Annotated in this window: 22 protein-coding genes, 4 tRNA genes and 2 pseudogenes; 16 read left to right on the forward strand and 12 right to left on the reverse strand. The window is 71.2% G+C overall.

All coding sequences use genetic code 11. The annotated features are described in order from the left end of the window. Positions 1–58: 58 nt before the first annotated feature. A complete protein-coding gene (locus ACFP2T_RS21895; protein WP_377424595.1) occupies positions 59–445 on the forward strand; it encodes a YybH family protein in 387 nt (128 codons plus the stop codon). 42 nt (positions 446–487) lie between these two features. Here ACFP2T_RS21895 and ACFP2T_RS21900 read toward each other — a convergent pair whose 3' ends face one another. After that, positions 488–1,714, reverse strand: coding sequence for a serine hydrolase domain-containing protein (locus tag ACFP2T_RS21900; RefSeq protein WP_377424596.1), 1,227 nt, complete (start codon positions 1,712–1,714; stop codon positions 488–490). Between the two features lie 114 nt (positions 1,715–1,828). Beyond that, positions 1,829–2,278 carry an aminotransferase-like domain-containing protein gene (locus tag ACFP2T_RS21905; RefSeq protein ID WP_377424597.1) on the reverse strand — a complete coding sequence of 150 codons (450 nt, stop codon included), beginning with the start codon at positions 2,276–2,278 and terminating at the stop codon, positions 1,829–1,831. A gap of 6 nt (positions 2,279–2,284) precedes the next feature. On the opposite strand from ACFP2T_RS21905, the gene ACFP2T_RS21910 reads away from it, so the two are divergent. From ACFP2T_RS21910 to ACFP2T_RS21920, 3 genes are all read left to right on the forward strand, one after another. Continuing rightward, positions 2,285–2,785, forward strand: a complete 501-nt coding sequence (locus ACFP2T_RS21910) for a ribonuclease FAU-1 family protein (protein ID WP_377425180.1) — start codon at positions 2,285–2,287, stop codon at positions 2,783–2,785. A gap of 176 nt (positions 2,786–2,961) precedes the next feature. Beyond that, positions 2,962–3,912 (forward strand): EamA family transporter, encoded by a 951-nt coding sequence (locus tag ACFP2T_RS21915; RefSeq protein WP_377424598.1) that lies wholly within the window; start codon positions 2,962–2,964, stop codon positions 3,910–3,912. Between the two features lie 64 nt (positions 3,913–3,976). After that, a complete protein-coding gene (locus tag ACFP2T_RS21920) occupies positions 3,977–4,774 on the forward strand; it encodes a crotonase/enoyl-CoA hydratase family protein (RefSeq protein WP_377424599.1) in 798 nt (265 codons plus the stop codon). Between the two features lie 25 nt (positions 4,775–4,799). Here the strand turns inward: ACFP2T_RS21920 and ACFP2T_RS21925 are convergent, their stop codons facing one another. The 5 genes from ACFP2T_RS21925 to ACFP2T_RS21945 all read right to left on the reverse strand — a co-directional run bounded on the left by ACFP2T_RS21925 (position 4,800) and on the right by ACFP2T_RS21945 (position 13,263). Further along, positions 4,800–5,387 carry a pyridoxamine 5'-phosphate oxidase family protein gene (locus ACFP2T_RS21925; protein ID WP_377424600.1) on the reverse strand — a complete coding sequence of 196 codons (588 nt, stop codon included), beginning with the start codon at positions 5,385–5,387 and terminating at the stop codon, positions 4,800–4,802. Positions 5,388–5,488: 101 nt separating this feature from the next. Beyond that, entirely contained in the window at positions 5,489–8,368 is a 2,880-nt protein-coding gene (locus ACFP2T_RS21930) for a discoidin domain-containing protein (protein WP_377424602.1), read from the reverse strand. A 107-nt stretch (positions 8,369–8,475) separates the two neighbouring features. After that, positions 8,476–10,098: a glycoside hydrolase family 13 protein gene (locus tag ACFP2T_RS21935; protein WP_377424603.1), complete on the reverse strand. Its 1,623-nt coding sequence runs from the start codon at positions 10,096–10,098 to the stop codon at positions 8,476–8,478. A gap of 659 nt (positions 10,099–10,757) precedes the next feature. After that, the gene (locus tag ACFP2T_RS21940; protein ID WP_377424605.1) at positions 10,758–11,759 is read right to left on the reverse strand and encodes a LacI family DNA-binding transcriptional regulator; all 1,002 of its coding nucleotides are present in this window, start codon (positions 11,757–11,759) and stop codon (positions 10,758–10,760) included. A 52-nt stretch (positions 11,760–11,811) separates the two neighbouring features. Beyond that, positions 11,812–13,263: a dihydrolipoyl dehydrogenase family protein gene (locus ACFP2T_RS21945; RefSeq protein ID WP_377425181.1), complete on the reverse strand. Its 1,452-nt coding sequence runs from the start codon at positions 13,261–13,263 to the stop codon at positions 11,812–11,814. Between the two features lie 174 nt (positions 13,264–13,437). On the opposite strand from ACFP2T_RS21945, the gene ACFP2T_RS21950 reads away from it, so the two are divergent. Next, positions 13,438–15,006 (forward strand): bifunctional 3-(3-hydroxy-phenyl)propionate/3-hydroxycinnamic acid hydroxylase, encoded by a 1,569-nt coding sequence (locus tag ACFP2T_RS21950; RefSeq protein WP_377424606.1) that lies wholly within the window; start codon positions 13,438–13,440, stop codon positions 15,004–15,006. Between the two features lie 89 nt (positions 15,007–15,095). Here ACFP2T_RS21950 and ACFP2T_RS21955 read toward each other — a convergent pair whose 3' ends face one another. Next, entirely contained in the window at positions 15,096–16,082 is a 987-nt protein-coding gene (locus ACFP2T_RS21955) for a phytoene/squalene synthase family protein (RefSeq protein ID WP_377424608.1), read from the reverse strand. Between the two features lie 173 nt (positions 16,083–16,255). Here ACFP2T_RS21955 and crtI point away from each other — a divergent pair, with 173 nt between their 5' ends. The 7 genes and pseudogenes from crtI to ACFP2T_RS21990 all read left to right on the forward strand — a co-directional run bounded on the left by crtI (position 16,256) and on the right by ACFP2T_RS21990 (position 20,893). After that, the gene (gene crtI / locus ACFP2T_RS21960; protein ID WP_377424609.1) at positions 16,256–17,743 is read left to right on the forward strand and encodes a phytoene desaturase family protein; all 1,488 of its coding nucleotides are present in this window, start codon (positions 16,256–16,258) and stop codon (positions 17,741–17,743) included. After that, positions 17,740–18,295 (forward strand): annotated as a pseudogene (idi, locus tag ACFP2T_RS21965) (isopentenyl-diphosphate Delta-isomerase); the annotation flags it as partial. The gene crtI and the pseudogene idi, both read left to right, overlap by 4 nt. A gap of 207 nt (positions 18,296–18,502) precedes the next feature. Then, a complete protein-coding gene (locus ACFP2T_RS21970) occupies positions 18,503–19,504 on the forward strand; it encodes a MerR family transcriptional regulator (RefSeq protein ID WP_377424611.1) in 1,002 nt (333 codons plus the stop codon). A gap of 92 nt (positions 19,505–19,596) precedes the next feature. Further along, positions 19,597–20,394, forward strand: coding sequence for a polysaccharide deacetylase family protein (locus tag ACFP2T_RS21975; RefSeq protein ID WP_377424612.1), 798 nt, complete (start codon positions 19,597–19,599; stop codon positions 20,392–20,394). A 133-nt stretch (positions 20,395–20,527) separates the two neighbouring features. Then, positions 20,528–20,600 (forward strand) — tRNA-Glu (locus ACFP2T_RS21980). 39 nt (positions 20,601–20,639) lie between these two features. Further along, positions 20,640–20,716 (forward strand) — tRNA-Asp (locus tag ACFP2T_RS21985). A 103-nt stretch (positions 20,717–20,819) separates the two neighbouring features. Beyond that, positions 20,820–20,893 (forward strand) — tRNA-Phe (locus tag ACFP2T_RS21990). A 20-nt stretch (positions 20,894–20,913) separates the two neighbouring features. Here the strand turns inward: ACFP2T_RS21990 and ACFP2T_RS21995 are convergent. From ACFP2T_RS21995 to ACFP2T_RS22005, 3 genes and pseudogenes are all read right to left on the reverse strand, one after another. Beyond that, complete coding sequence (locus tag ACFP2T_RS21995) at positions 20,914–21,093, reverse strand: hypothetical protein (RefSeq protein WP_377424613.1); 180 nt, start codon at positions 21,091–21,093, stop codon at positions 20,914–20,916. Positions 21,094–21,102: 9 nt separating this feature from the next. Continuing rightward, a pseudogene (locus ACFP2T_RS22000) lies at positions 21,103–21,195 on the reverse strand (tyrosine-type recombinase/integrase); the annotation flags it as partial. A gap of 41 nt (positions 21,196–21,236) precedes the next feature. Next, positions 21,237–21,464, reverse strand: coding sequence for a hypothetical protein (locus ACFP2T_RS22005; protein WP_377424614.1), 228 nt, complete (start codon positions 21,462–21,464; stop codon positions 21,237–21,239). An 84-nt stretch (positions 21,465–21,548) separates the two neighbouring features. Between ACFP2T_RS22005 and ACFP2T_RS22010 the strand changes: the two genes are divergently transcribed. Continuing rightward, positions 21,549–21,624: transfer RNA gene (locus ACFP2T_RS22010), tRNA-Met, on the forward strand. 2 nt (positions 21,625–21,626) lie between these two features. Here the strand turns inward: ACFP2T_RS22010 and ACFP2T_RS22015 are convergent. Then, positions 21,627–21,986 carry a DUF4190 domain-containing protein gene (locus ACFP2T_RS22015; protein ID WP_377424615.1) on the reverse strand — a complete coding sequence of 120 codons (360 nt, stop codon included), beginning with the start codon at positions 21,984–21,986 and terminating at the stop codon, positions 21,627–21,629. Positions 21,987–22,103: 117 nt separating this feature from the next. Between ACFP2T_RS22015 and ACFP2T_RS22020 the strand changes: the two genes are divergently transcribed. The 3 genes from ACFP2T_RS22020 to ACFP2T_RS22030 all read left to right on the forward strand — a co-directional run bounded on the left by ACFP2T_RS22020 (position 22,104) and on the right by ACFP2T_RS22030 (position 23,435). Then, positions 22,104–22,463, forward strand: a complete 360-nt coding sequence (locus tag ACFP2T_RS22020; RefSeq protein WP_377424617.1) for a hypothetical protein — start codon at positions 22,104–22,106, stop codon at positions 22,461–22,463. A gap of 415 nt (positions 22,464–22,878) precedes the next feature. Beyond that, the gene (locus ACFP2T_RS22025; protein ID WP_377424618.1) at positions 22,879–23,298 is read left to right on the forward strand and encodes a hypothetical protein; all 420 of its coding nucleotides are present in this window, start codon (positions 22,879–22,881) and stop codon (positions 23,296–23,298) included. Then, positions 23,295–23,435 carry an excalibur calcium-binding domain-containing protein gene (locus ACFP2T_RS22030; RefSeq protein ID WP_377424619.1) on the forward strand — a complete coding sequence of 47 codons (141 nt, stop codon included), beginning with the start codon at positions 23,295–23,297 and terminating at the stop codon, positions 23,433–23,435. The genes ACFP2T_RS22025 and ACFP2T_RS22030 overlap by 4 nt, the downstream gene beginning before the upstream one ends. Positions 23,436–23,446: the final 11 nt, after the last annotated feature.

Here is a 23,446-nt window from a genome sequence, read left to right on the forward strand (position 1 = left end):
GGGAAGGCGGCTTCGCGCGGGCGATCTGGACTGATCCGGCTGTCGGCGGCGGGGCGACGTGGCACAGTGGACCTTTATGGACATCGCGCGGGTACGGGACTGGGTCGCGGGCTACGAACGAGCCTGGCGTACGCCGGGCGCCGAGCCACTGGCCGAACTCTTCTCCGTCGACGCGAGCTACCTCCAGGGTCCGTACCGTGATCCGGTGGTCGGGCTGCCGGCCATCGCCCGGATGTGGGAGACCGAACGCGACGGCCCGGACGAGGTGTTCACGATGACCAGCGAGATCGTCGCGGTGGACGGCGACGTCGCGGTGGCCCGGATCGAGGTCCACTACGGCGACCCGCCCGGCCGGGAGGAGTTCCGCGATCTGTGGATCATGCGATTCGACGCGAACGGCCGGTGTACGTCGTTCGAGGAGTGGCCGTTCTCGCCACCGCGCTGATCCGGCGCCCCACGCCCCGCACTCCACCATCCTTCCGGCCGGTCAGCGCATGCCCAGCGCCGCCCCGATGATCCTCTCGGTGATCGCCGGCTGCGTCTCGCCCTTCGCGTCGGTCGAGTTCACCGAGTAGGCCGCCCGGAGGGTGCCGTCCCGACTTGCGGCAATGGCGGTGGAGTAGCCCCACCGGGCGCCGGACTTGCCCCAGAGGACCTCGCCGGTCGGCAGCGGAAACGCGGTCAGGCCGATGCTGTAGAGAGCCCGCCCGCCGTCGACGTCCGACACGTCCGGCAGCGTGAACATCTCGTCGAGCTGGGCGGCGGGCAGCAGCCGGCCGGCGAACAGCTCGCGCAGGAAGGTGTCCAGGTCGGCGAGGGTGGAGATCATGTCACCGGCGGCCGGCGTCATCGTCTGGCTCCAGTTCGTCACGTCGACCAGCGCGGTCCGCCCGTTCCGGCTGACGGTCTGGTAGCCGAGTGCGTGCGGGCCACGGATCGTGGGATCCGAGCCGGGTACGTAGGTGTCGCGCAGTCCGAGCGGCTCGAAGATCCGTTCCCGCATCTCGTGCGCGTACGAGTGGCCGGTGATCCGCTCGATCAGCATCCCCGCGACGATGTAGCCCATGTTCGTGTAGTGCTGCTTGTCCCCCGGCTCGAACGTCCGCTCGTTGCGCAGCCCCGCCCGGACGATCTGTTCGGGCGTCCACCGGTCGAACCGGTGCGCGAGCTGCCACTCGACCGTGTCCGGCAGGGTCGGGCTCGGCAGGCCGTTGGTGTGGTCCAGGAGCTGCCGTACGGTCACGGCCGGATAGTCGGCGGGCAGCAGTCGGGGCAGGTAACGCTGAACCGGGACGTCGAGGCCGACCCGACCCTCCGCGACGAGTTGCAGCACCACGGTCGCGGTGAAGGCCTTGGTCACGCTGCCGATCCGGAATCTCGCGTCGGCCGGTACGGGCGCGTCGGTACGGAGGTCCCGCGCCCCGGACCGGCCGGTCCAGCAGCCGGCGCCGGTGGTCACCCGTACCTGGGCGGCGGTCGCCTCCGCGCTGGGCAGGCCCCGGATCGCCGCCACCATCGCGGCCGGGTCCACACCCTCACCGGTGCACGCGGCGGCTCTCGGCCGGCCGGCGCCACCGCTCCCGGAGGCGAACGTGCCGGCGCCACCACTGCCGGAGGCGGACGTGCCGGCGAGGGCCGGCGAGACGACGGTGCCGGCGAGGGCGACGCCGACCAGTGCGGCGACGACACGGGTCCACCCGTTGCTGATCTTCATGCCGTCAGTCTGTCCGTGGCCGGACCAGCCGGACATCAGGGACGTGTCCCCCGACGTACCCGGAACTGGGCACCTAGGGGACGCGATTGTCTCCTGATCGCGGCTCGTCGGCGATCAGGGCCGCGGCGGCAGCGCCCGGCGCAGCGCGTCCAGTGCCGCCCGGTAGGCGTGGTCCGGCGGAGTGGCGTATCCGACGACCAGCGCGTCCTCGGCCGGCACCGTGGCCTGCGGGTGCCGGAAGGTGGCGAGGCCGTCGAGGGCGATGCCCAGCCAGGCGGCGGCATTGACGGTGGTCCGTTCGGTCCCGGGCGGCAGACGCAGGACTGAGTGGAGGCCGGCGGCGATGCCGGTGGCCGTGACGTGTGGAGCGTGTTCGGCGAGGGTGTCCACGAGCAGGTTGCGCCGCTGCCGGTAGCGCTGCCGCATCCGGCGGATGTGCCGGTCGTAGCTGCCGGAGGTGATGAAGTCGGCGAGCGGGTGGCCCACTGACCTGTACGGGCAGGCGATAACCTCGGCTCCGAGGAAGGAACCGGCGGCGACGAAGAACCGGAAGGCGGGCGGCACGGCGTGATGCGACACGGCAGCGGCGGGACCCTCACGGCGGGCGACACGGTCACGGTGCGGTTGGTCAAGGCGCCGCGCCCCGACAAGTCGTACCCGGCGTCGGTGCTCTCCGACGACGGCGTCCATGTGGTGGTCCGCGCGCCCTGGTCCGACCCGGTGACCCGGGACATGGGCTTCGTCCGGTTCGAGCCGGGTGACGTCTTCACCGAGCACTACTGGCGGGACCGGTGGTACTCGGTGAAGGAGGTCCACGACGCGGCCGGTGGGTTCAAGGGCTGGTACTGCGACGTGACCCGGCCGGCCGAGGTACACGACGGCGTACTCGTGGTGCCGGATCTGGACCTCGACCTGTGGGCGTCGGCCGACCGGAGCCAGGTGCTGCGACTCGACGAGGACGAGTTCCTGGACAGCGGGCTGACCGAGCGCGATCCGGTGGCGGCCGCCCAGGCCCGTCGGGCCCTCGACGAACTGGCGGACCTGGCCGCCGAGGGCTTCCGCACGGTCTGACGCCGGGTTCCAACCTGACCTGCCCCGAGGCTTCCACCTGCTCTGACCGCCGCCTCCACCTGAGCTGACCGCCGCCTCCACCTGAGCTGACCGCCGCCTCCACCCGATCCCACCGGGGATTCGATCCGATCTAACTCGGTCGCGCTCGGGGGCGGACTGCCCGCAGGATGGGCGCCATGTTCGGAACATACGCCCATGCCTCGGGGCCGTCGGCGGCGCGGCCAGCCGCGACCGTGCCGGCCCGGCTGGCCGCCGCCGTCGGGCCCGAGGCGGTGCCGCCGCCGCTGCTGATGCTGCTCGGCATGGTCTCCACCCAGGTCGGCGCGGCCATCGCCAAACAGCTTTTCACGGCCACCAGCTCCGGAGGTACGACCGCGCTGCGGCTCGGCTTCGGCGCCCTGGTGCTGCTCGCGGTGGCCCGGCCGACGCTGCGGCTCGGACTCCGTACCGCTGGCGTCGTCGCGGGGTTCGGGGTGGCGATGGCCGGGATGAACCTCGCCTTCTACGCCGCGCTGGAACGGGTGCCGCTCGGCGTCGCGGTCACGATCGGCTTCACGGGTCCACTGCTGGTCTCGCTGATCACCAGTCGCCGGACCCGGGACCTCGGCTGGGTCGTACTCGCCGGTGCGGGAGTCGCACTGCTCGCCGGCATCGTCGGCGGACCCGGGGCCGGGGCCGGGAACGCAGGCGCCGGTCTGGACGGGGTGGCACTGCTGCTGTGCGGGGTCGTCGCGCTGGGCTGGGCCGGTTACGTCCTGCTCGGCAAGGTGGTGAGCAGCCAGCTCGGCAGCGGCCGTGGACTGGCCCTCGGCATGGCGGTCGGTGCGGTCTGCGTACTGCCCTTCGGGATCGCCGACAGCGGTACGCGGCTGCTCGACCCGTGGACGCTGACGCTCGGGCTCGGGGTCGCGCTGCTGTCGTCGGTGCTGCCGTACTCGGCGGAGATGGCCGCGCTGCGCCGGATGCCAGCGCGGGTGTTCGCGGTGCTGCTCAGCCTGGAGCCGGCCGTCGCCGCGCTGGTCGGAGTGACCCTGCTGCACGAAACGCTGGGCTGGCTCCAACTACTCGGCATCGCCTGTGTCGTCGGGGCCTCGCTGGGCGCGATCCTCAAACGCCCGGCCGGCTGACCCAGGGCCGGTAGCGGATGTTTGGGGGGTGCGGGAGTGGGGTGTCGGCGGGCATCCTGGTCCGATGGGCGTACGAGTCGAGGAATCCGGTCCGGTGCAGACGGTCGTACTGTCCAGGCCGGAAACCCGCAATGCGGTGGACGGGCCGACCGCGCGGGCCCTGGCCGACGCCTTCCGGAACTTCGACGGCGACGAGCGGGCGGCCGTCGCCGTGCTCTGGGGTGAGGGCGGGACGTTCTGCTCCGGCGCCGACCTGAAGGCCATCACCACGTCCAGCAGCAACCGGGTCGAGCCAGAGGGCGATGGTCCGATGGGCCCGACCAGGATGCGCCTGGGCAAGCCGGTGATCGCCGCCATCTCCGGGTACGCGGTCGCGGGCGGGCTGGAACTGGCCCTCTGGTGCGATCTGCGGGTCGCCGAGTCCGACGCCGTGTTCGGGGTGTTCAGCCGCCGCTGGGGCGTCCCGTTGATCGACGGCGGAACGGTACGGCTGGCCCGGCTGATCGGCGAGAGCCGGGCCCTGGACCTGATCCTGACCGGCCGTCCCGTGCCGGCCACCGAGGCGTACGAGATGGGGCTGGTCAACCGGCTCGTGGCACCCGGAGAGGCGCGCGCGGCGGCGGAGGCGATGGCTGCCGAGATCGCCGGGTTCCCGCAGACCTGCCTGCGCAACGACCGGTTGGCCGTACTGGCCTCGGCCGGGCGGCCGGAGGACGAGGCGATGCGCACCGAACTGGCGTACGGGATGAATTCCCTGGCCATCGACGCGTCGGACGGGGTGGCCCGGTTCACGTCCGGCGAGGGCCGGCACGGCGCCTACAACTCTTCGGCATCACCGGCATCACCCGCCTCACCGGCGTGACCGACCCGACCCGCTGACCGATCCGTCAGGCGGCGGGCAGTGGCGGCAACGGGAGGGGCAGCGCGGGCAGCCCGTCGAGGCTGACGCCGACGTGGTCCTTCCGCTCGCAGTACGCGGCGAACTCCTCGTCCGTCTTACGGCCGAAGTAGTCGGAGTGCAGGGTCCGCTCCTCGCGGTACTCCATGAACGGCACCGAGTATCCGCAACTGTCGCCGATCCGCTCGGCCGTCACCACGATGATCGCCCGCAGCCCCGGTGCGTCGGCCTGCTCCGGGAAGTGCGGGATCAGGTCCAGCCACCGGGGGTCGTCCCGGAAGACCGGCTCGCCCCGGCCGTGCACCCGGACGATGTTCGGCGGGCCCTCGAAGGCACACCACATGAGCGTGATCCGGCCGTTCTCCCGCAGGTGCGCCACGGTCTCCGCGCCGCTGCCACCGAAGTCGAGGTACGCCACGGTCTGCTCGTCGAGCACCGCCAGCGAGCCGGCGAGGCCCTTCGGCGAGAGGTTCACATGCCCGTCGCCGGAGAGCGGCGCCGTCGCCACGAAGAAGACCTTCTGCGCGTCGATGAACGACCGGAGCCGGCCGTCGATCCGATCGTAAGTTTTCCCCACGCCACGATCCTCCCCCGCTGCTCCGACCCTGGAAAAGCTGGGGTGTAAGGAAGGGCCCCTTCTTATCGTTTTTTGCATAAGAAGGGGCCCTTCCTAACACTTCAGGAGGGGTAGACCTCGAGTTCGGAGAGCTGGGCGGCGGGCCAGCCGGTGTTGCCGGTGACGGTGAGGCGTAGGTAGCGGTGAGAAGCGGCCGGGAAGGTCAGCGTGGCGGTGTTACCGGACGCCGGGTTGAACTGATGACCGGCCGAGGGTCGCAGCGTGACGTAGGTGGCGTTGTCGGTGGAGCCGAGCACCGACAGGGTCTGGGTACGGGTGCCCCAGGCCGCCGACGGCGGCAGCTTCAACACGACCCGGGAGACCGACCGGGCCGAGCCGAGATCCACCGTGACCGACTGTGGGAAGGCGTTGTTCGCGCTCTCCCAGTACGTGTTGGCGTTGCCGTCCACCACGTTGCCGCCGACGTACCCCTGGGTGCTGCTGGTCGTCACCGTCGGGCGTCCGGCGGCGAGGTTCCCGCCGGACGGGGGCGCAGTGGTGGGCGGTGGGGTGGTCGGGGGCGGGGTGGTCGGCGGTGCGGTGCTGCCGGCGTACACCTCGAACTCCGACACCTGGCCCGCCGGCCAGCCGGTGTTGCCGGTGAAGGTCAGCCGGACGTACCGGCGGTTCCCCGCCGGCAGCGTGACGGTCGCGCTGTTCCCCGTGGCCGGGTTGAAGGTGTACCCGGCCGGACCGGCCAGGGTCGAGTACGCCGAGCCGTCGGTCGAACCCGACACCGAGAGCGTCTGGGTACGGGTCTCCCAGCCCGGCGGCAGTTTCAGCACCACCCGGCCGGCGTTCACGGCCGCGCCGAGGTCCACGGTCAACTGCTGCGGGAAGGTGTTGTTGGCGCTCTCCCAGTACGTCGCGGCGTTGCCGTCGTTGGCGTTCGTCGGCCCGTACGGCCCGGAGACGCTCGACGCGGTGATGCTCCGGCCCTGCGCCAGGTTTCCGCCCGGCGGTGGTGTCGTGGTCGGCGGCGGGGTGGTCGTGGGTGGGGTGGTCGGCGGGGTCGTCGGGGGCGGACCGGTGCTCGGCGGGGTGGTCGGACCGCCGCCCCACTGCGGGTCGGGCCACGGGCCGCAGAACGGTGTCGCGGTGTACCAGCCCGAGTTGCCGGCGCCCTGGTTGATCTGGAAGCCGGAGCCGACACAGTTGTGGATCGGGTTGGACTGGGCGATGCCGGTGGCCCGGACATTGGTGAAGCTCGCCGAGCCCGGGGACTGCACCTGGAGGGCGTACGTCCCGGCGCCGTCGATCCGGACGTTGGAGAAGTTGACCCCGTGGGTGGCGCCCTCGATCCAGTGCAGCGCCGCGTAGGAGCTGTCCAGGATGTCGGTGTCGGTCACGTTGATCGTGGCGCCCTGGATCGGCTCGTTCAGACCGCTGAACCACATCGCCCCGACGCCGAACCGCCAGTTGTAGTCGTTGTTGCCGTTGCGGATCAGGGTGTTCCGGGCCACCGTCCAGGTGCCGGCGACCGCCGTACCCTGCCCGGAGTTGACGCCGGGATAGCGGTTGGCGACGTGGATCCCGCCGCCGTTGGTCACCGAGTCGGCGGTCACGTTGTCGCTGATGGTGATGTTCCGGCCACCGTACGACACGATGTTGTTGGCCAGGATCGTCACGCCGACGGTGTTGAAGGTGAACGAGTTGTTGACGTTCGGGGTGTTCTCGGCCCACATCGCCAGGCCGTCGTCACCGGTGTTCCGGACGAAGGTGTTGGTCACGGTCGAGTTGGTGACCCCGTAGTGGAAGTTCACCCCGTCCGCGGTCTGGTCCAGGATCCGGCTGTTCCGGATGGTCAGGTTGTTCATCGGGCCGTCCATCCAGGCGCCGCACTTGGTGTGCTGCATCCAGACGTTGTCGACGACCGAGTCCGACAGCGCGCCGCCGATCGCGTTCACCTGGTGGTCGTCGACCCGTTCCCGGATGTCACCGATGATCGCGAAGTCGCGCAGCGTGACGTTACGGCTGCCGCCCTGGTTGGCCCACTTGCCGTAGACCCCGGCCGCCTTCGACCGGTCGGTCGGGTGCCGGCCGCCGAGCACCGAGTACCACGGTCCGGCGCCGCGCAGCGTCACCTGGTCGACGATCACGTGGTCCCAGAGCGTGAAGTTGCCCTGCGGGATCCAGACCGGCCGGCCCTGGGTACGCCCGGCGTCGACCGCCTGCTGGAACCGCGCCGTCGAGTCGGTGCCACCGGTCGGGTCGGCACCGAAGTCGGTGACCACGTCGATCGCGTTGGCCGGCTTCGTGATCGGGTCGGCGACCTGCTCGAAGTCGGCCAGGTCGATGGTGAAGCTGGGTGACTGCGCGGTCGAGTTGACCTGCAACCGGATCTTCGTACCGGTGGGCAGGGTGGAGCCGAACATGGTGCGGGTCTCGTCGTAGAAGTGGTGCGGGTTGGTGTCGCCCGGGTTGTTGTTGAACGGGTAGCCGCCGTAGTACCAGCCGTACTTCGAGGTGACCGGCACGGCCTTGAGCAGCGACCCGTTCACCCGTACGTCGATGGTGGCGTCCCGACCGGTGCCGGCGGCGTTGTCCGGCAGGCTGTACCGGAACGTCATCGCGTTCGCCGGCCTGCTGAGGGTGAACTCGACGTACTCGCCGACGGCGTCGAGGGTGACCGCCTCCCGGCCGGAGGCCTCGGACGGCAGCGTGCCGTAGAGGCGGTTCGGTCCGATCTTCGTACCGTTGTGCGCGACCTCCTCCGCCTCGTGCTCGACGAACGGCACGGTGGCGCCCCGACCGACGATGTCGAACGGGGAGAGTCCGGCGGCCTCGGCCGGGGTGGCCGTGGTCAGGGTGACCACCGAGACGGCGGTGGCGGCGAGCGCGGTACTGGCGAGGACGGCCAGACCGGCTCTGGTTCGGCTGCGGCGGGGTGGGGTGGTGGCACCGGGTGTGGGTACGCCGGTGCGGTGCTGGTGGTTGGCCATGAGCGGTGCTCTCCCTCTGTCGAGTCGGCCAGGTCCCCCCGTGCGTGTGCCTGAAGTGTTAAAAAGGGCCCCTTCTTATGCAAAAAGCGATAAGAAGGGGCCCTTCCTTACATGCGGAGCCAGACGGCGGTGTCCGGCGGGAGCAGGTCCCCGTCGACCGGGCGGCTGGCCAGCAGCTTGTGCTGGTGCGGCGGGATCGGGACGGGTGTGTCGGAGAGGTTGACGACGCAGGCGAACCCGGGTTCGCGGGTGAACGCCAGTACGCCGTCCGGGGCCGGCAGCCAGTGCAGCGTTCCGTCGCCGAGTGCCGGTAGTTCGCGGCGGATCCGGATCGCCTGCCGGTACAGCTCCAGCATCGAGTGCGGGTCGCTGGTCTGTGTCTGCACGGTCTGGTCCTTCCAGGCGGCCGGCTGCGGCAGCCAGGGAGCCGCCGTCGCGTTGTCCGGGCTGAACCCGAACGGTGCCGCGTCGCCGCTCCAGGGCAGTGGTACCCGGCACCCGTCCCGGCCCGGGTCGACAAAACCGGAGCGGGGGAACATCGGGTCCTGGCGCAGCGCGGGTGGGATGTCCTCGACCTCCCAGAGGCCGAGTTCCTCCCCCTGGTAGACGTAGGCGGCGCCGGGCAGCGACAGCGAGAGCAGCGCGGCGGCCCGGGCCCGGACGGTGCCGAGTTCCAGATCGGTGTACGTCCCCTCGCGCTTGCTGGCGAAGCTGAACGTCGTGTCCGCCCGGCCGTACCGGGTTACCACCCGGGTCACGTCGTGGTTGGAGAGCACCCAGGTGGCCGGGGCGTCGATCGAGGCGTGCTCGGCCAGGGTTCCGTCGATGCTCTCGCGCAGCGCCGCCGCGTCCCAGGCACAGCTGAGAAAGTCGAAGTTGAACGCGGTGTGCATCTCGTCCGGGCGGAGGTAGTTGGCGAATCGCTGCCGGTCCGGCAGCCACACCTCGCCGATCAACGCGCGCGGTTCCGGGTAGCTGTCGGCGATCCGCCGCCAGCTCCGGTAGATCTCGTGTACGCCGTCCAGGTCGTGGAACGGGTGCGGCGCGTCGGCGACGACCTCGGGCAGGGTGGCGTCCTTGAGCAGCAGCGCCGCCGAGTCGATCCGGATTCCGTCGACTCCCCGGTCGAGCCAGAACCGCACGATGTCCTCGAACTCGGCGCGTACCTTCGGGTGGTCCCAGTTGAAGTCCGGCTGCTGGGCGGCGAAGAGGTGCAGGTACCAGTCGCCGGCCGTACCGTCCGGGTTGGTGGTCCGGGTCCAGGTCCCGCCGCCGAACTCGCCGATCCAGTCGGTCGGTGGCTGGTCGCCGTCCGGACCGCGTCCCGGCCGGAACCAGAACAGGTCCCGCTCCGGTGCGCCCGGTCCGCCGGCGAGCGCGGCCTGGAACCAGGGGTGCTGGTCCGAGCAGTGGTTGGGCACCAGGTCGGCGATGATCCGCAGCCCCTGTCCGTGCGCCTCGGTGATCAGCTCCTCCACCTCGGCGAGCGTCCCGAAGACCGGCTCGATGGCCCGGAAGTCGGCAACGTCGTAGCCGGCGTCGGCCATCGGCGACGGATACCAGGGGCCGAACCAGATCGCGTCGACGCCGAGCTCGGACAGGTAGCCCAGCCGCTTCCGGATGCCGGCGATGTCGCCGATGCCGTCGCCGTTGGCGTCGGCGAAGCTGCGGGGATAGACCTGGTAGATCACCGCGTCTCGCCACCACCGGGGGCGCTCTGATGTGGACACGAGTACCTGCTCTCTGGATCGGTCCGGTGTCGATGCCACCGGCACCTGCGCGCTGGAGTCCAAGCGGTCGTCGTTGACCACCGATCGGATGAGGAACCTGACCCCCACGGATGTGAGGTTCTGTCAGCCGGATACGGCCACGATCGGCTCAGCCCTTCATGCGGCCCGCCGACAAACCGCCGGTCCGGCCGTCATCTGGCCCGGCGACAGCCGCAGCGCGCTGCCCGGCCTCGATCTCTTCATGACGACACCCTTCCCTGGGGTGGCGCGCGGGAGTGTGGTGTGGGGTTTCTCGCGTGTCTTGTTTCGTGCCGATGACGATACAAACCCGATTGGAAGACTGCAATAACCCGACAGCACTCTGAAAGATAACGACTAGAGCTGGCGAGCCTGGGTACGGGTGGCGGTGAGCGTCGAGCAGGGGAATCCGGGAGCTTGCGGTCTGCCCGCCCGGGGTCGGGACAGTGGCCGGTCAGCCCGCGACCGCGTCCAGACTGAGCTGGGGAGTCGTGAGCGTCAGCGCGGGTGAGGGTGCGAGCGAGGGTGCGAATGCCGATGCGGGGCAGGCCGACCGGCAGGGCCGGTCAGCGCGCGGGCCGAGGGACGGGGCCGGCGGCGACGCGAGGGCAGGAGAGTGGTCAGTGGCCGGGTGCCGGCGGTCAGTGGCCGGGTGCCGGCGCGGTTGAGCCGCGTACCACGAGCTCGGGTTCGAAGAGCAGTTCGTCGGTGAGCACCCCGACACCCTCGATCTGGTTGACCAGCAGGTCCACCGCGGCCTGACCCATCATCTCGATTGGCTGCCGGACGGTGGTCAGCGGCGGGTCGGTGCAGGTCATCAGGGCCGAGTCGTCGAAGCCGACCACCGAGACGTCCCCGGGCACCGACCGGCCCAGCCTGCGGGCGGCCCGGATCGTGCCCAGCGCCATGACGTCGCTGGCACAGATCACCCCGGTCACACCACGTTCGATCAGCTTGCTCGCCGCGACCCGGGCGCCCTCCATCGAGAAGCTGGAGCGTTCGACACACTCCTCGCCCTCGGCCCAACCGGCGACGTTCGCCATCGCGGACAACTTCCGGCGCGACGGCACGTGGTCGGCCGGACCCAGCACCAGACCGATCCGCTCGTGTCCGAGCGACCGCAGGTGCCCGTACGCCTGCTCGACCGCCACCGCGTCGTCGGTCGAGACGCACGGAAAGCCCAGCTCGTCGACGCCGGCGTTGACCAGTACGACGGGCAGTCCCCGATCGGTCAGCCGCCGGTAGTGGTCGTGCTGGGCGTCGGCCAGGGCGTACGAGCCACCGGCGAAGATCACCCCGGAGACCTGGTGGTCCAGCAGCATCTCCACATAGTCCATTTCGGAGATTCCACCGATGGTCCGGGCACAGAGTGCCGGGGTGAACCCGCGTTGGGCGAGCGAACCGGTGACCACCTCGGCCAGGGCGGGGAAGATCGGGTTCTGGAGTTCCGGAAGGACGAGCCCGACCAGTCGGGCCCGTTCGCCGCGCAGCTTGCTGGGCCGCTCGTAGCCGAGCACGTCCAGGGCGGTGAGCACGGCCACCCGGGTGCTCTCGGAGACGCCGCCCCGGCCGTTGAGCACCCGGCTCACCGTGGCCTCGCTGACCCCGGCCTTTCGGGCCACCTCGGTGAGTCTTCTGGTCACGGCCGCGATCGTACGACAGGGGCTTGCAAAAACCGAACCAAAGTTCGTCGCGCTACTGCAACAAACCGCGCACCGCCGTCTCAATCGCCCGGTGGAAGGTCGGATAGGCGTAGATCATCCCGGCCAGGGTGGTCACCGGGACCTCGGCGTGCACCGCCACGACCAGTGCGCTCAGCACCTCACCGCCGACCGGGCCGGCGGACGTCGCGCCGACCAGCACCCCACGGTCGGCGTCGGCGACCAGTTTGATGAAGCCCTCGTCGCCCACCTCGTGGATCCAGCCCCGGGTCGAGTCGGAGAGCGGGGTGAAGCCGACCCGGACGTTCAGTCCCCGGTCCCGGGCCTGCCGCTCGGTCAGCCCGACCGCACCCACCTCGGGATCGGTGAAGGTGACCCGGGGCAGGGCACGGTAGTCGGCCCGCCGGCCATCACCGTCGCCGCCGCCGGCCGGGCCGGCACCGCCCGGACCGGTCCCGACGCCCGCCTGCCGCAGGATGTCGTCGATCGCGATCCCGGCCTGGTACATCGCCATGTGCGTGAAGGCGCCGTGTCCGGTCAGGTCGCCGACCGCCCAGATCCCGTCGGCCGCCCGCATCCGGTCGTCCGTCTCCAGGAACCGTTTTGTCGGATCCAGCCCGACGGTCTCCAGGCCGAGCGTGTCCAGTACGGCCCGCCGACCCGTCGCCACCAGCAGCCGTTCGCCGCGGAACTGGTCTCCTCCGGCCAGGTGCACGGTGAAGCCGGTGCCGTCGTGCTCGACCCGCTCGGCATGCGCCCCGGTGTGCACCGTGACCCCGTCCGCACGCAGCGCGGCGGCGACCCGCTCCGACGACTCCGGCTCCTCCAGGGCCAGCACCCGCGCACCGCCCTCGATCACGCTGACCCGTACGCCGAACCGGGCGAAGACCTGGGCCAGCTCCACACCGATCGCCCCGCCGCCCAGCACCACCAGCGATTCGGGCAACTCGGCCAGCTCCATCGCCTCCCGGTTGGTCCAGTACGGGGTGCCGGCCAGCCCCGGTATCGGCGGGATGACCGGAGTGGTTCCCGTACCCAGGACGACGCCGACCCTGGCCCGGTAGACGTCGTCGCCGACCTGGACCAGGCCGGGGCCGGCGAGCGTGCCGGTACCGCGGACGAGACGGCCGCCCTTCGAGGTGAACCGTTCGGCCCCGGCGTTGTCGGTCCAGCCGGCGGTGGCCTCCTCACGGATCCGCTTGGCCACGGTGGTGAAGTCCGGCTCGACCTGGGCCCGACCGGCCAGGTGGTCGACCCGGCGCGCTTCGGCCAGGGCGTTGCCGGCCCGGATCATGATCTTGCTCGGCACGCACCCCCAGAACGGACACTCCCCGCCGACGAGGTTGTGTTCGATGCCGACGACCGACAGACCGGCGGCGGCGAGCCGGTTCGCCGTCTCCTCGCCACCCACGCCCAATCCGACCACCACGACGTCCACGTCCGCGGTCACGTCCGCGCCCACGGTTCCGTCGACATCCACGTGCATCTGCTCTGGTTCCGCCATGACGCCAGCTTTCCTCATCCACCCCCGACCGGCCAGGTGGATCGGATCATCGGCGTACGGCGTTTCGGACTTGCGCCCCATTGCCTACGCTGGTCGGGCTGGCCGGATCGACGTCGCGGGCGCCGACCGGCCCACGCCACGGGGAGGCGCCTGCCGATGACCGATGTCGATGTCGATGTGGTCGTCGCCGGGTACGGTCCGGTCGGCGCCGTCCTGGCCTCGCTGCTGGGCCGACGGGGCGTATCCACGATGGTGGTCGACCCCGGTGGCGAACCGTATCCACTGCCCCGGGCCGCCGTGCTCGACGCCGAGGTGCTGCGGATCCTGGTCGGCCTGCCGGGGGCCACCGATCTCGACCGGTGGGCGGTCGAGGTGCACCACTCCCGGTTCCTGGGCCCCGACCACCGGGTGCTGATCAGCATGTCGCCGGTGGCCAGCGGGTTCGGGCTCCCCGCCGCCGCGCTGATCGACCAGCCGGAGTTGGAGGCGGCGCTGCGGGAGGGAATCGACAAGCTGCCCGCCGTGGCGGTCCGGCTCGGCCGTTCGGTGGCCGCCCTCGAACCGGTCGACGACCACGTCCGGGTGGGGCTCGACGACGGTACGACGGTGCGGGCCCGCTGGGTCGTCGGCTGCGACGGGGCGTCCAGCGCCGTACGACGCCTCGCCGACCTGCCCTTCGACGGCCAGACGTACGCCGTGCCGTGGCTGGTCGTCGACGCCGAGACCGACGAGACCGACGTCGAGGCGTCCACCTCGATGGTGCTCGATCCGCGCCGGCCGCTCGTCACGATGGTCAGCCCCGGCTGGCGACGCTGGGAGTGGATGCTGCATCCGGACGAGGACTCCGCCGAACTCAGCGGTACGGAGTCCGTCCGCCGGCTCGTCGCCGACTGGGTCGACCCGAACATGATCCGGATCCGCCGGGTGACCGTCTTCACCTTCCACTCCCGGCAGGCGACGCACTGGCGCCGGGGCCGGATCCTGCTCGCCGGTGACGCGGCGCATCTCATGCCGCCGTTCGCCGGCCAGGGCCTGGCCAGTGGCATCCGGGACGTCCAGAGCCTCGCCTGGCGGCTCGCCGAGGTGCTCCGTGGGCTCGCCGACGACGGGCTGCTCGACGGGTACGAGCGGGAGCGGCGGCCACACATCGCCGAACTGATCCGGGTGAGCCTCGGGGTCGGCCGGGTGTTGCAGACCCGCAACCGGGGCCTGTCGGCCGTACTCCGGTCGCTGATCCGGGCCGTGGCCGCGATCCCCGGCGTGCCGGCCCGCGCCGCTCGACAGGGCCGACCACGGCCGGCGCTGCCGAAGGGCACCGGGGGCGAGCTGCCCGACGGCGGTCGGATGCTGCCCAATCCGCTGGTGGGGACCGCCGACCGCGGGCCGGTCCGGCTCGATGAACTGCTCGGGCCCGGCTGGGCGGTGATCGGGCTCGGTTGCGATCCCCTCTCCGGGGCGGACGCGGCGGCGCGGGACTGGGTCGACGCCCGCGACGCGGTGACGCTGACCACCGATCGGGCGGCGGAGCCGCGCCGGCCGGGCAGCCGGTGGATCGAGGACGGCGCCGCTGCGCTCGGCGGCGGTCCAGCCGTTCTCGTCGTACGCCCGGACCGCTTCCTGCTCGGCGCCCTGCCGCCGCCGCTGTGCGGCCGGGACCTCGACCGCGCGATCCACAGCCTCGGTGGAACCGGCGGCGGTCGACTCGGTGGAGCCGGCGGCGGCTGACTCGGTGGAGCCGGCGGCGGTCGACTCGGTGGAGCCGGCGGCGGCTGACTCGGTGAAACCGGCGGTCGTCGACTCGGTGGAGCCGGCGGCTAAGGGGTGGCGGTCGGCTGGGTGGTGCTCCGGTGATCGCGGTCCGGCGTCCCTCCGCAGGAATTGCCGCGCCACACCTCGGGCCGTGACCCGGGCACGACCACCGGAGTGCCGGTCGGGGTCAGCAGGGCTCGGGCGACGACCGCCGCCCGGCGCCGCCGGGGCACCACGGCCCGCCGGGCGAAGACGTCGTACCCGGCGGCGGCCACCTCGTCGAGGATGCCGCCGTACAGCACGTAGGCGGTGCGGATGCAGGACTGCGAGGCGGGGGCCAGCAGGGTGACGCCGGGCGCCGCCGCGAGATAGTGCTTCCGGGCGCGATCCACCTCGTACTCGATCAGTTCCCGGATCCGGGGCGTGACGGCCCGCCGCCCGGCGGCGGCGACCAGGTCGGCGTGGGTGACGTCGAACGTCGCCAGGTCCTCGGCGGGCAGGTAGAGCCGGCCCCGCTCCAGATCCTCGGCGACGTCCCGGATGAAGTTGGTCAACTGGAAGGCGAAGCCGAGTTGCCGGGCCGGCTCGCGGGCGGCGTCCGGATCGACGCTGCCCAGGATGGGCAGCATCATGGTGCCGATCGCGGCGGCGGAGCCGTCCATGTAGTCGAGCAGGTCGGCGTAGCGGGGGTAGCTGGTGACGGTCAGGTCCATCGCCATGCTGCGCAGGAACGCCGCGAAGTCCGCCCGGTCGAGGTCGAAGACCGCGATGGTGTGCAGGACCGCCGGCAGCAGCGGGTCGTCCACCGGCGCGCCCGCCAGCCCGGCGAGGAACCGGTCGGACCAGTCGGCGAGCCGGGCGGCCCGGCGCTCCGGTGGCAGTTCGTCGGTCTGGTCCACGATCTCGTCGGCGTACCGGGTGAAGCCGTAGAGAGCGTGCACATGTCGCCGTTTCCAGGCGGGCAGCAGCCGGGTCGCGAGATAGTAGGTCCGGCCATGCCGTCTGTGCAGCTCACGGCAGCGCTCGTAGGACCTGCCGAGGCTGGTGTCCACCGACCCTCCTGGACTGATCGACGCATCAATCGACGCAACTCGTGGTCCTAGGGTACGCTCGACCACGGGTCCGAGGAAGCGGTTCCCGGCCCGCCACATCCATCCGGCGAGGCGGTTGCCGAGGTCACGGTGACCAAGAGCGCATCATGAGGACGGCGTGGAGGAGGTGGCGGGTGCGGACCGTTCCTGGACGGACCGATCGGGTGGTGGTCGTCGGTGCCGGGCTCGGTGGACTCGCCTGCGCGCTGCACCTGGCCGGCGCCGGCCGGCAGGTCACCATCCTGGAGCGCGAGTCCGGACCCGGTGGCCGGGCCGGACGACTGAGCCTCGACGGGTACGAGTTCGACACCGGCCCGACCGTGCTGACCATGCCCGACCTCATCGCCGAGGCGCTCGCCGCGGTGGGTGAAGAACTGACCGACTGGCTCGATTTCGTCCCGCTGGATCCGGCCTACCGGGCGCACTACCCGGACGGGTCCACCCTGGACGTGCATACCGACACGGTCCGGATGGCCGGGGAGATCTCGCGGGTCTGTGGCCCCCGGGAGGCCGACGGATACCTGCGGTTCGTCGACTACGCCCGCCGGCTCTGGCAGCTGGAACGCGACGATTTCATCGACCGCAACCTGGACGGCCCGACCGACCTGCTGACCGCGAACCTCCTCCGGCTGATGGCCGCCGGCGCCTTTTGCCGGTTGCAGACGAAGATCGACCAGTTCTTCACCGATCCCCGCACCCGTCGGATCTTCTCGTTCCAAGCCATGTACGCCGGCCTCGCCCCGCACGACGCGCTCGCCATCTACACCGTGATCGCCTACCTCGACTCGGTGGCCGGGGTCTATTTCCCGCGCGGCGGCATCCACGCGGTGTCCCGGGCGATGGCCGACGCCGCCGAGAAGCACGGTGTCCGGATCCGGTACGACACCACGGTGACCCGGGTGGAGACCTCCGGCGGCCGAGCCACCGGAGTGCACACCGCAGACGGGACGCGGGTGCCGGCCGACGTGGTGGTGCTCAATCCCGACCTGCCGGTCGCCTACCGCGACCTGCTGCCACCCGCCCAGCGTCCGCGTCGACTCCGTTACTCGCCGTCCTGCGTGGTGCTGCACCTCGGCTCCCGGCAGGAATACCGGCGGATCGCCCACCACAACATCCACTTCGGGCGGGCCTGGCGGGGCACGTTCGACGAGGTGATCCGGCAGGGCCGGCTGATGTCGGATCCGTCGCTGCTGGTCACCAATCCCAGCCGTACCGACCCGTCGGTCGCACCGGACGGCCGGCACAGCTACTACGTCCTCGCCCCGGTGCCCAATCTGGACCGTGGCGCCGGGCTCGACTGGCGGGGCGGGCTGGCGAAGCGGTACGCGGACGAGCTGCTCGACACCCTGGAACGGCGCGGCTACCTCGGCCTGGCCGACAGCGTGGAGGTCGCCCGGATCGTCACCCCGGCGGACTGGGCCGACGCCGGGCTGGCCGCCGGTACGCCTTTTGCCGCCGCGCACAACCTGACCCAGACCGGCCCGTTCCGGCCCGGAAACCTGCATCGCACGTGGTCCAATGTGGTTTTCGTCGGCTCTGGTACGCAGCCGGGGGTGGGGGTACCGATGGTGTTGATCTCCGGAAAGCTCGCCGCCGCCCGGGTGACTGGAGGTGGCCGATGACGTCGGATCGCGATGCCGCGAAACAGGAGACCCCGGGTCGCGAGGCGCATCTGGTCGAACTGGTCGACGAGGCCGGGAATCCGACCGGCGCCCGGACGGTCGACGAGGCGCACCGGCTCCCCGGTCTGCTGCACCGGGCGTTCTCCGTGTTCCTGGTCGACCCGGCGGGACGGGTACTGCTCCAGCAGCGGGCCGCCACCAAGACACGCTTCCCGCTGCGCTGGGCCAACAGTTGCTGCGGGCACCCGGCTCCCGGCCAGTCGCTCGACAACGCCGCGGGCCGGCGGCTGCACGAGGAACTCGGCGTCAGCGGGGTTCCGCTGACCGAGATCGGGGTGTACCTCTACCGCGCGGAGGATCCCGAGACCGGCCGGGTCGAATACGAGTACGACCACGTACTGCGCGGCGACTTCGCTCCCGACCGGTCGGTGCTGCCCGACCCGGACGAGGTCGCCGACCTGCGCTGGATGCACCCGGACGAACTGCGCGCCCACCTGGACGCCGATCCGGCCGCGTACGCACCCTGGCTCGGCGGCGTACTCAGCCGGCTCAGTGAGTCCGAGGCGGTCCCACCGGCCCCCGAGGCGGCGCCACCATCGGCCGCACCATCCGCCGCCACACCGTCTGCCACGCCGCCCGCCGCCGCGTCGTCGGATGCCGGGCCGTCCGCCGCGCCGTCCCGGAGGTCCGGGAACGACGGACGGTGGCACATCCGGAGCGCCACCGGTTCGGAGGAGGACAACCCGGCGGAGCGGTCGGGTGGCCGATGACGGGCTGAGCGCCGGAGCCGTCGCGCGGCGGCTGGGCGTGGCCGTCACGACCCTACGGAGCTGGCACCAGCGGTACGGGTTGGGCCCGAGCCGGCACGTGCCGGGGCAGCACCGTCGCTACACCGCCGACGACCTGGCCCGGCTGGAGGTCATGCGCCGGCTCACCACCGACGGGGTCACCCCGGCCGAGGCGGCCCGCTGGGCACGCGGGACTGCGGGCGTACCGGGGACTGCGGGCGTACCGGGGACTGCGGGCGTACCCGGGGCTTCCAGCGGGTCGGCGGGCTCGGTCGTACCTGACGGGGAGCCGGGGTGGGAACGGCCGACCCGGGCGCGTGACGGCGGCGGCGCCGTCATACCGGTGGGTCGGGCGGGTCCGGCCGCCCGGGGGCTGGCCCGCGCGGCCGTCCGGCTCGACGCGGTGGCGATGCGCGCGAGCATCGCCGCGGCGGTCGACACCGGTGGCGTCGTCGCCACCTGGGATGCCATGGTCCGACCCGTCCTGGTCGGCGTCGGCGAACGGCACGTCGCCAGCGCCCGGTTCATCGAGGTGGAGCACCTGCTCTCCCGGTGCGTGTCGGAGGTGCTGGCCACGGTGCCAAGGCCACCCCACCCACACACGCCGACCCGGATCCTGCTCTCCTGCGCCGACGAGGAGCAGCACACCCTTCCGTTGGAGGCCCTCGCCGCCGCGCTCGCCGAGGTCGGCGTGCACAGCCGGCTGCTCGGCGCCCGGGTGCCGGCGACCGCGCTGGTGGATGCCGTCGCCCGGACCGCGCCCGAGGCGGTCGTCGTGTGGTCACACGCCCGGCACACCGCAGACCCGGCCCAGTTGGCCACGCTGCTGTCCGCTCCCCGGCGCCCGGTGCTGCTGCTCGCCGCCGGGCCGGGCTGGTCCGCCGGGGCGCTTCCGGCCGGCGTACTCGTCCCGGTGACGCTGGCCGAGGCGGTCGCGCTGCTGCGGGACGTACCCGGGTCTTCGGGACGCTAAGCAGAAACTGCGGAGCAATCGGTACACCACTGCCGCCCGCACTCCGCTAACGTGGGTCAGCCGTAACCCGAACCCCTCTCGGGAGCCGCCCCATGACCAGACGCGCGGCCCTGGCAGCCGGGCTCATCCTGCTCGTGCTGTTCACCGGCGGTTGCGCGGCCGACGAGCCGCCGCCCAGGAGAGTGCTGGACTATCCGCCGATCCCGGTCGAGTCCACCGCGTCCCCGTCGAGCACGCCGACCCCGCCGGCAACCGGGAAACCGGCCAGGAAACCCGCCGCGCGCGGCACCGTCGGGCCGCTGAACACCGTGCGGCTGACCGGGGTACGGGCCGTCGCGCTCACCTTCGACGACGGACCGCACCCGGAGTGGACCCCGAAGGTGCTCGACCTTCTCCGCCGGGCCAAGGTGCGGGCCACGTTCTGTGTGGTGGGGATCAAGGCCCGCAAGTACCCCGCGATCATGGCCCGGATCGTCCGCGAGGGCCACACCGTGTGCAACCACAGCTGGAACCACGATCTCCAGCTCGGGAAGAAGACGTACGCGCAGATCCGGGCCGACCTCCTGCGGACCAACCGGGAGATCCGACGCGCGGTACCGGGCGTACGCATCCCGCACTACCGCCAGCCTGGCGGCAAGTGGACCCCCGGCATCGTCGCGGTGGTCCGGGACATGGGCATGACACCACTGCACTGGGACGTCGACCCGTCGGACTGGGACGACACCAGCACGCCGGAGATCAAGAAGCGGATCGCCCAGCAGGCCCGGCCCGGGTCGATCGTGCTGATGCACGACGGGGGCGGTGACCGGAGTCGCACCGTCGGCGCCTGCCCCCAGGTGCTCACCTATTTGCGGCAGAAGTTCGGCATCGTGCGGCTACGGGTGGGGTAATTTGAGGTAGTTTGCCCCGCTGGCGATACCGGTTTGGTCGGGCGGCTGACCATCACGTATGCTTTCGGAGCCTCCGGCGGGGCCGGATGGGAGCACAGCCGCTGAAGTTGTCATGTGCAATGATGGCGGGGCCGCCCTCATCGTCTAGCGGCCCAGGACGCCGCCCTTTCAAGGCGGTAGCACGGGTTCGAATCCCGTTGGGGGCACGACCCCGGTCTCGACCGGGTAGCAGTTGGTAAGAGCTAGGTCCTGTGGAGCAGTTGGAGTGCTCGCCGCCCTGTCAAGGCGGAGGTCGCGGGTTCAAGTCCCGTCAGGACCGCCAGCGCCGGCCGCCGCGCGTACGTACGCGCGGCGTTCTGCGTTTCGGATCAGGTTACCCAGTCGGCGCCAGGGGCGTCGGGCAGGTAACATGAGCCGAGCAACCGGGCCAGGTAGCTCAGTTGGTACGAGCGTCCGACTGAAAATCGGAAGGTCGGCGGTTCGACCCCGCCCCTGGCCACATAGCCTTTCGCCGGGCTATCAGAGCCGCCCCCAGCAGCGGAAACGCTGACCGGGGGCGGCTCTATTTTCGTGCCCGAATCGGGTCAGTCGATCACCGTTGAGCCGGAATGGTTGCAGCAAATGGTTGCCGTAGCGCCGCGAGTTGGCCGTCCACATCGCGGCGAGCATCCGCTCCACCGCCTGCCGCTTGATATCCATAGCCACATCCACGTAACCACCCGTAGTCGTCACCCTGGCGTGGCCCAATATGTCCTGCACGATCCGGATGTCGGCACCCGTACCGATCAGGTGGGTCGCCGCGCTGTGCCGTACCGCGCACCCGCCTTGGTCTGATCATTTGTTCAGTCAAAGCCTGTAGGCGGAGTGTGCCCGCAGCCCGGGTGAGCGTCTCGCTCCGGGCTGTCGTCGTCTCTGGCCTGGACAACCCGGCGACGTGGGCGCGGGTGGTGGAGCGTGGCGGGACCGGCGGCGAATCGAGGACGGCGGCGCGGCAGCAGGATGCCGAGGAGCGCCACCAGCCCGGAGGCGATCGCACCGAGTACCCAGAACAGCGTGCCATCGATGCCCATGCCATCGAGGCTACGAGCAGCGAGCAATCCACCACGATCACAGAACTCCCGGGCGCGGTACCCCGTTCCTGCGCCCGGGACCACAGCGGCGTAGAGCAGATGGCAGCTCGCCGGGCCCATAGCCCGGAGGTCACAGGTTCGAATCCTGTCGCCGCTACCAAGTCAGACGGACGCGACCATCCCCATCAGCCAGAGCAGGAAGATCCCCGCGACGCCGATCCCGGTCATGTAGCCGAGGATCAGCCCAGTGATCACCATGCCGTGACCACCACGCTGCCCGGACCGGGTCGATCCGTAGGCCATGTGCCCCGCGATGATCGCGATGAACGGCGGCACGAGCAGGCAGAAGCCTCCGATGATGCTGAAGATGCCGGCGATGAGGGACACCACCGCCGCGCCCGACGTCGGCACGCTGACCGGCACAGGCATGTAGTAGGGCGGCGGAGCAGGAGAGTACGGCGGAGCCGAGTACGGGACCGGCGCTGTGTACGGGCCTTGCTCGTGCGGCGCTCGTGGATGCATCCGGCCATCGTGGCCACTCTGCGCAATCGGCCGGTACCTCCGATCGACTGGCCGGGACCTCCGATCGGACTGACGCACATCACTACCAGGCGAGGTGAGCCGCCAACGAGGTGACCCATGCCCCAACACAGCCGACCAGTCACCGACGCGGACCGAAAGCGAGTCCGCGAGCTACACGCCAATGGCCTCAGCCGGAACGCCATCGCCAAGGAGATCAATCGGTCTGGCCGTTGGGTCTCGCGGATCGCTGACGAGCTGGGTCTCGACTTCGAACGGACCCGCGCCCGGGCCGCCACCATAGCCAAGGTCGTTGACGCCCGGACCCGCCGTGCCGCGCTCGCCTTGGCTCTCCTCGACGATGTTGATGAACTCCGCGCCCGGCTCCACGTCCAGTACGAGGTCCACGCTTTCGGCAAGGAAGGCAGCCTCAATACCGGGAGCGTCACGAAGCCCCCGCCCGCAACCAGCGAGATCTGATGGTGGCCATCGGAGCCGCGACCGACCGATCACTTCGGCCCGACGAGCACGACACCGCACACGGCGCCGACGCCGCCCGGTCGATGCTCGGCGACCTCGGCCGCGCTCTCGGCGCCGCGGCGGTCGCGCTGGCCGACAGCCCGAATGGTTCGGGTCCTCGTCGACCCGCTCAGCAACAACGCCACCGACCAGTGCCCGGCCGTTATCACCCGCGTCTGGGGCCAACGTTCGGACGGGAACCGTCATCCTCAAGACGATCGAGGACGGCAACGTCGACGAGTGGCTCACCTCGCGCTACCTGTTCGAGACCGAGGAGCAGGCGCGGGCCGCCAGCGAGGCCGGTCACCTCTGTCTGCGACGGTGACACGATAATGATGCCCGGGGGGGTCCTGCCACACGCTGACCGGAGGAGTGGGTGAATCTACACAGCGGGTACCACCTGACGAGTGCGGCCGCGCGCCGGCTGACCGACAAGTACGGCGACGACATGCAGCGCGAGCTGGAGATCGCGATGAACGACGGTGACGCGCTGCGCGCGGTGTCCGCTGCCGTACAGGCCGAGCTCGGCGGCAAGGAGTACCGCAACGCGGTGCCGGCGGACCAGGACGATTGTCTGGCTGCGCTGTGTCTTGCCGAGAGCGCGCGGCGGCAGGTCGACCATGACGAACTGATTGCCATCGAGGGGGCCCGCGCCAAGGGTGCCTCGTGGCAGGCGATTGGCGTTGCGCTGGGCCACACTCCGGACGCCGCCGCGCAGGCCGCCCAGGCCCGTCACACTAACCTGCTCCGTCGGTTCCCCCGCTACCAGCCGATTGGGGTCCGCGCCCTACCTTGATCGCTAACGCCGGACGCGCCTGCACCGATCAGAACTGTGCCGCCGTCCGAGCCGCCGGGAAGGACCCGATCCGTGTCGGCGACCCCGGATACGGCCGCCACCTGGACCGCGACGGCGACGGCGTGGGCTGCGAGTAGTTCAACCGCTG

This window comes from Plantactinospora solaniradicis, from assembly GCF_042658085.1.
GTDB lineage: Bacteria > Actinomycetota > Actinomycetes > Mycobacteriales > Micromonosporaceae > Plantactinospora > Plantactinospora solaniradicis.

Excerpts from the sequence above, each read along its gene's own strand:
- ACFP2T_RS21900 (WP_377424596.1), bottom strand. The coding sequence starts at position 1,714 with ATGAAGATCAGCAACGGGTGGACCCGTGTCGTCGCCGCACTGGTCGGC.
- ACFP2T_RS21910 (WP_377425180.1), top strand. The coding sequence starts at position 2,285 with ATGCGACACGGCAGCGGCGGGACCCTCACGGCGGGCGACACGGTCACG.
- ACFP2T_RS21915 (WP_377424598.1), top strand. The coding sequence starts at position 2,962 with ATGTTCGGAACATACGCCCATGCCTCGGGGCCGTCGGCGGCGCGGCCA.
- ACFP2T_RS21920 (WP_377424599.1), top strand. The coding sequence starts at position 3,977 with ATGGGCGTACGAGTCGAGGAATCCGGTCCGGTGCAGACGGTCGTACTG.
- ACFP2T_RS21930 (WP_377424602.1), bottom strand. The coding sequence starts at position 8,368 with ATGGCCAACCACCAGCACCGCACCGGCGTACCCACACCCGGTGCCACC.
- ACFP2T_RS21945 (WP_377425181.1), bottom strand. The coding sequence starts at position 13,263 with ATGCACGTGGATGTCGACGGAACCGTGGGCGCGGACGTGACCGCGGAC.
- ACFP2T_RS21950 (WP_377424606.1), top strand. The coding sequence starts at position 13,438 with ATGACCGATGTCGATGTCGATGTGGTCGTCGCCGGGTACGGTCCGGTC.
- ACFP2T_RS21975 (WP_377424612.1), top strand. The coding sequence starts at position 19,597 with ATGACCAGACGCGCGGCCCTGGCAGCCGGGCTCATCCTGCTCGTGCTG.
- ACFP2T_RS21995 (WP_377424613.1), bottom strand. The coding sequence starts at position 21,093 with ATGGATATCAAGCGGCAGGCGGTGGAGCGGATGCTCGCCGCGATGTGG.
- ACFP2T_RS22005 (WP_377424614.1), bottom strand. The coding sequence starts at position 21,464 with ATGGGCATCGATGGCACGCTGTTCTGGGTACTCGGTGCGATCGCCTCC.
- ACFP2T_RS22015 (WP_377424615.1), bottom strand. The coding sequence starts at position 21,986 with ATGCATCCACGAGCGCCGCACGAGCAAGGCCCGTACACAGCGCCGGTC.
- ACFP2T_RS22020 (WP_377424617.1), top strand. The coding sequence starts at position 22,104 with ATGCCCCAACACAGCCGACCAGTCACCGACGCGGACCGAAAGCGAGTC.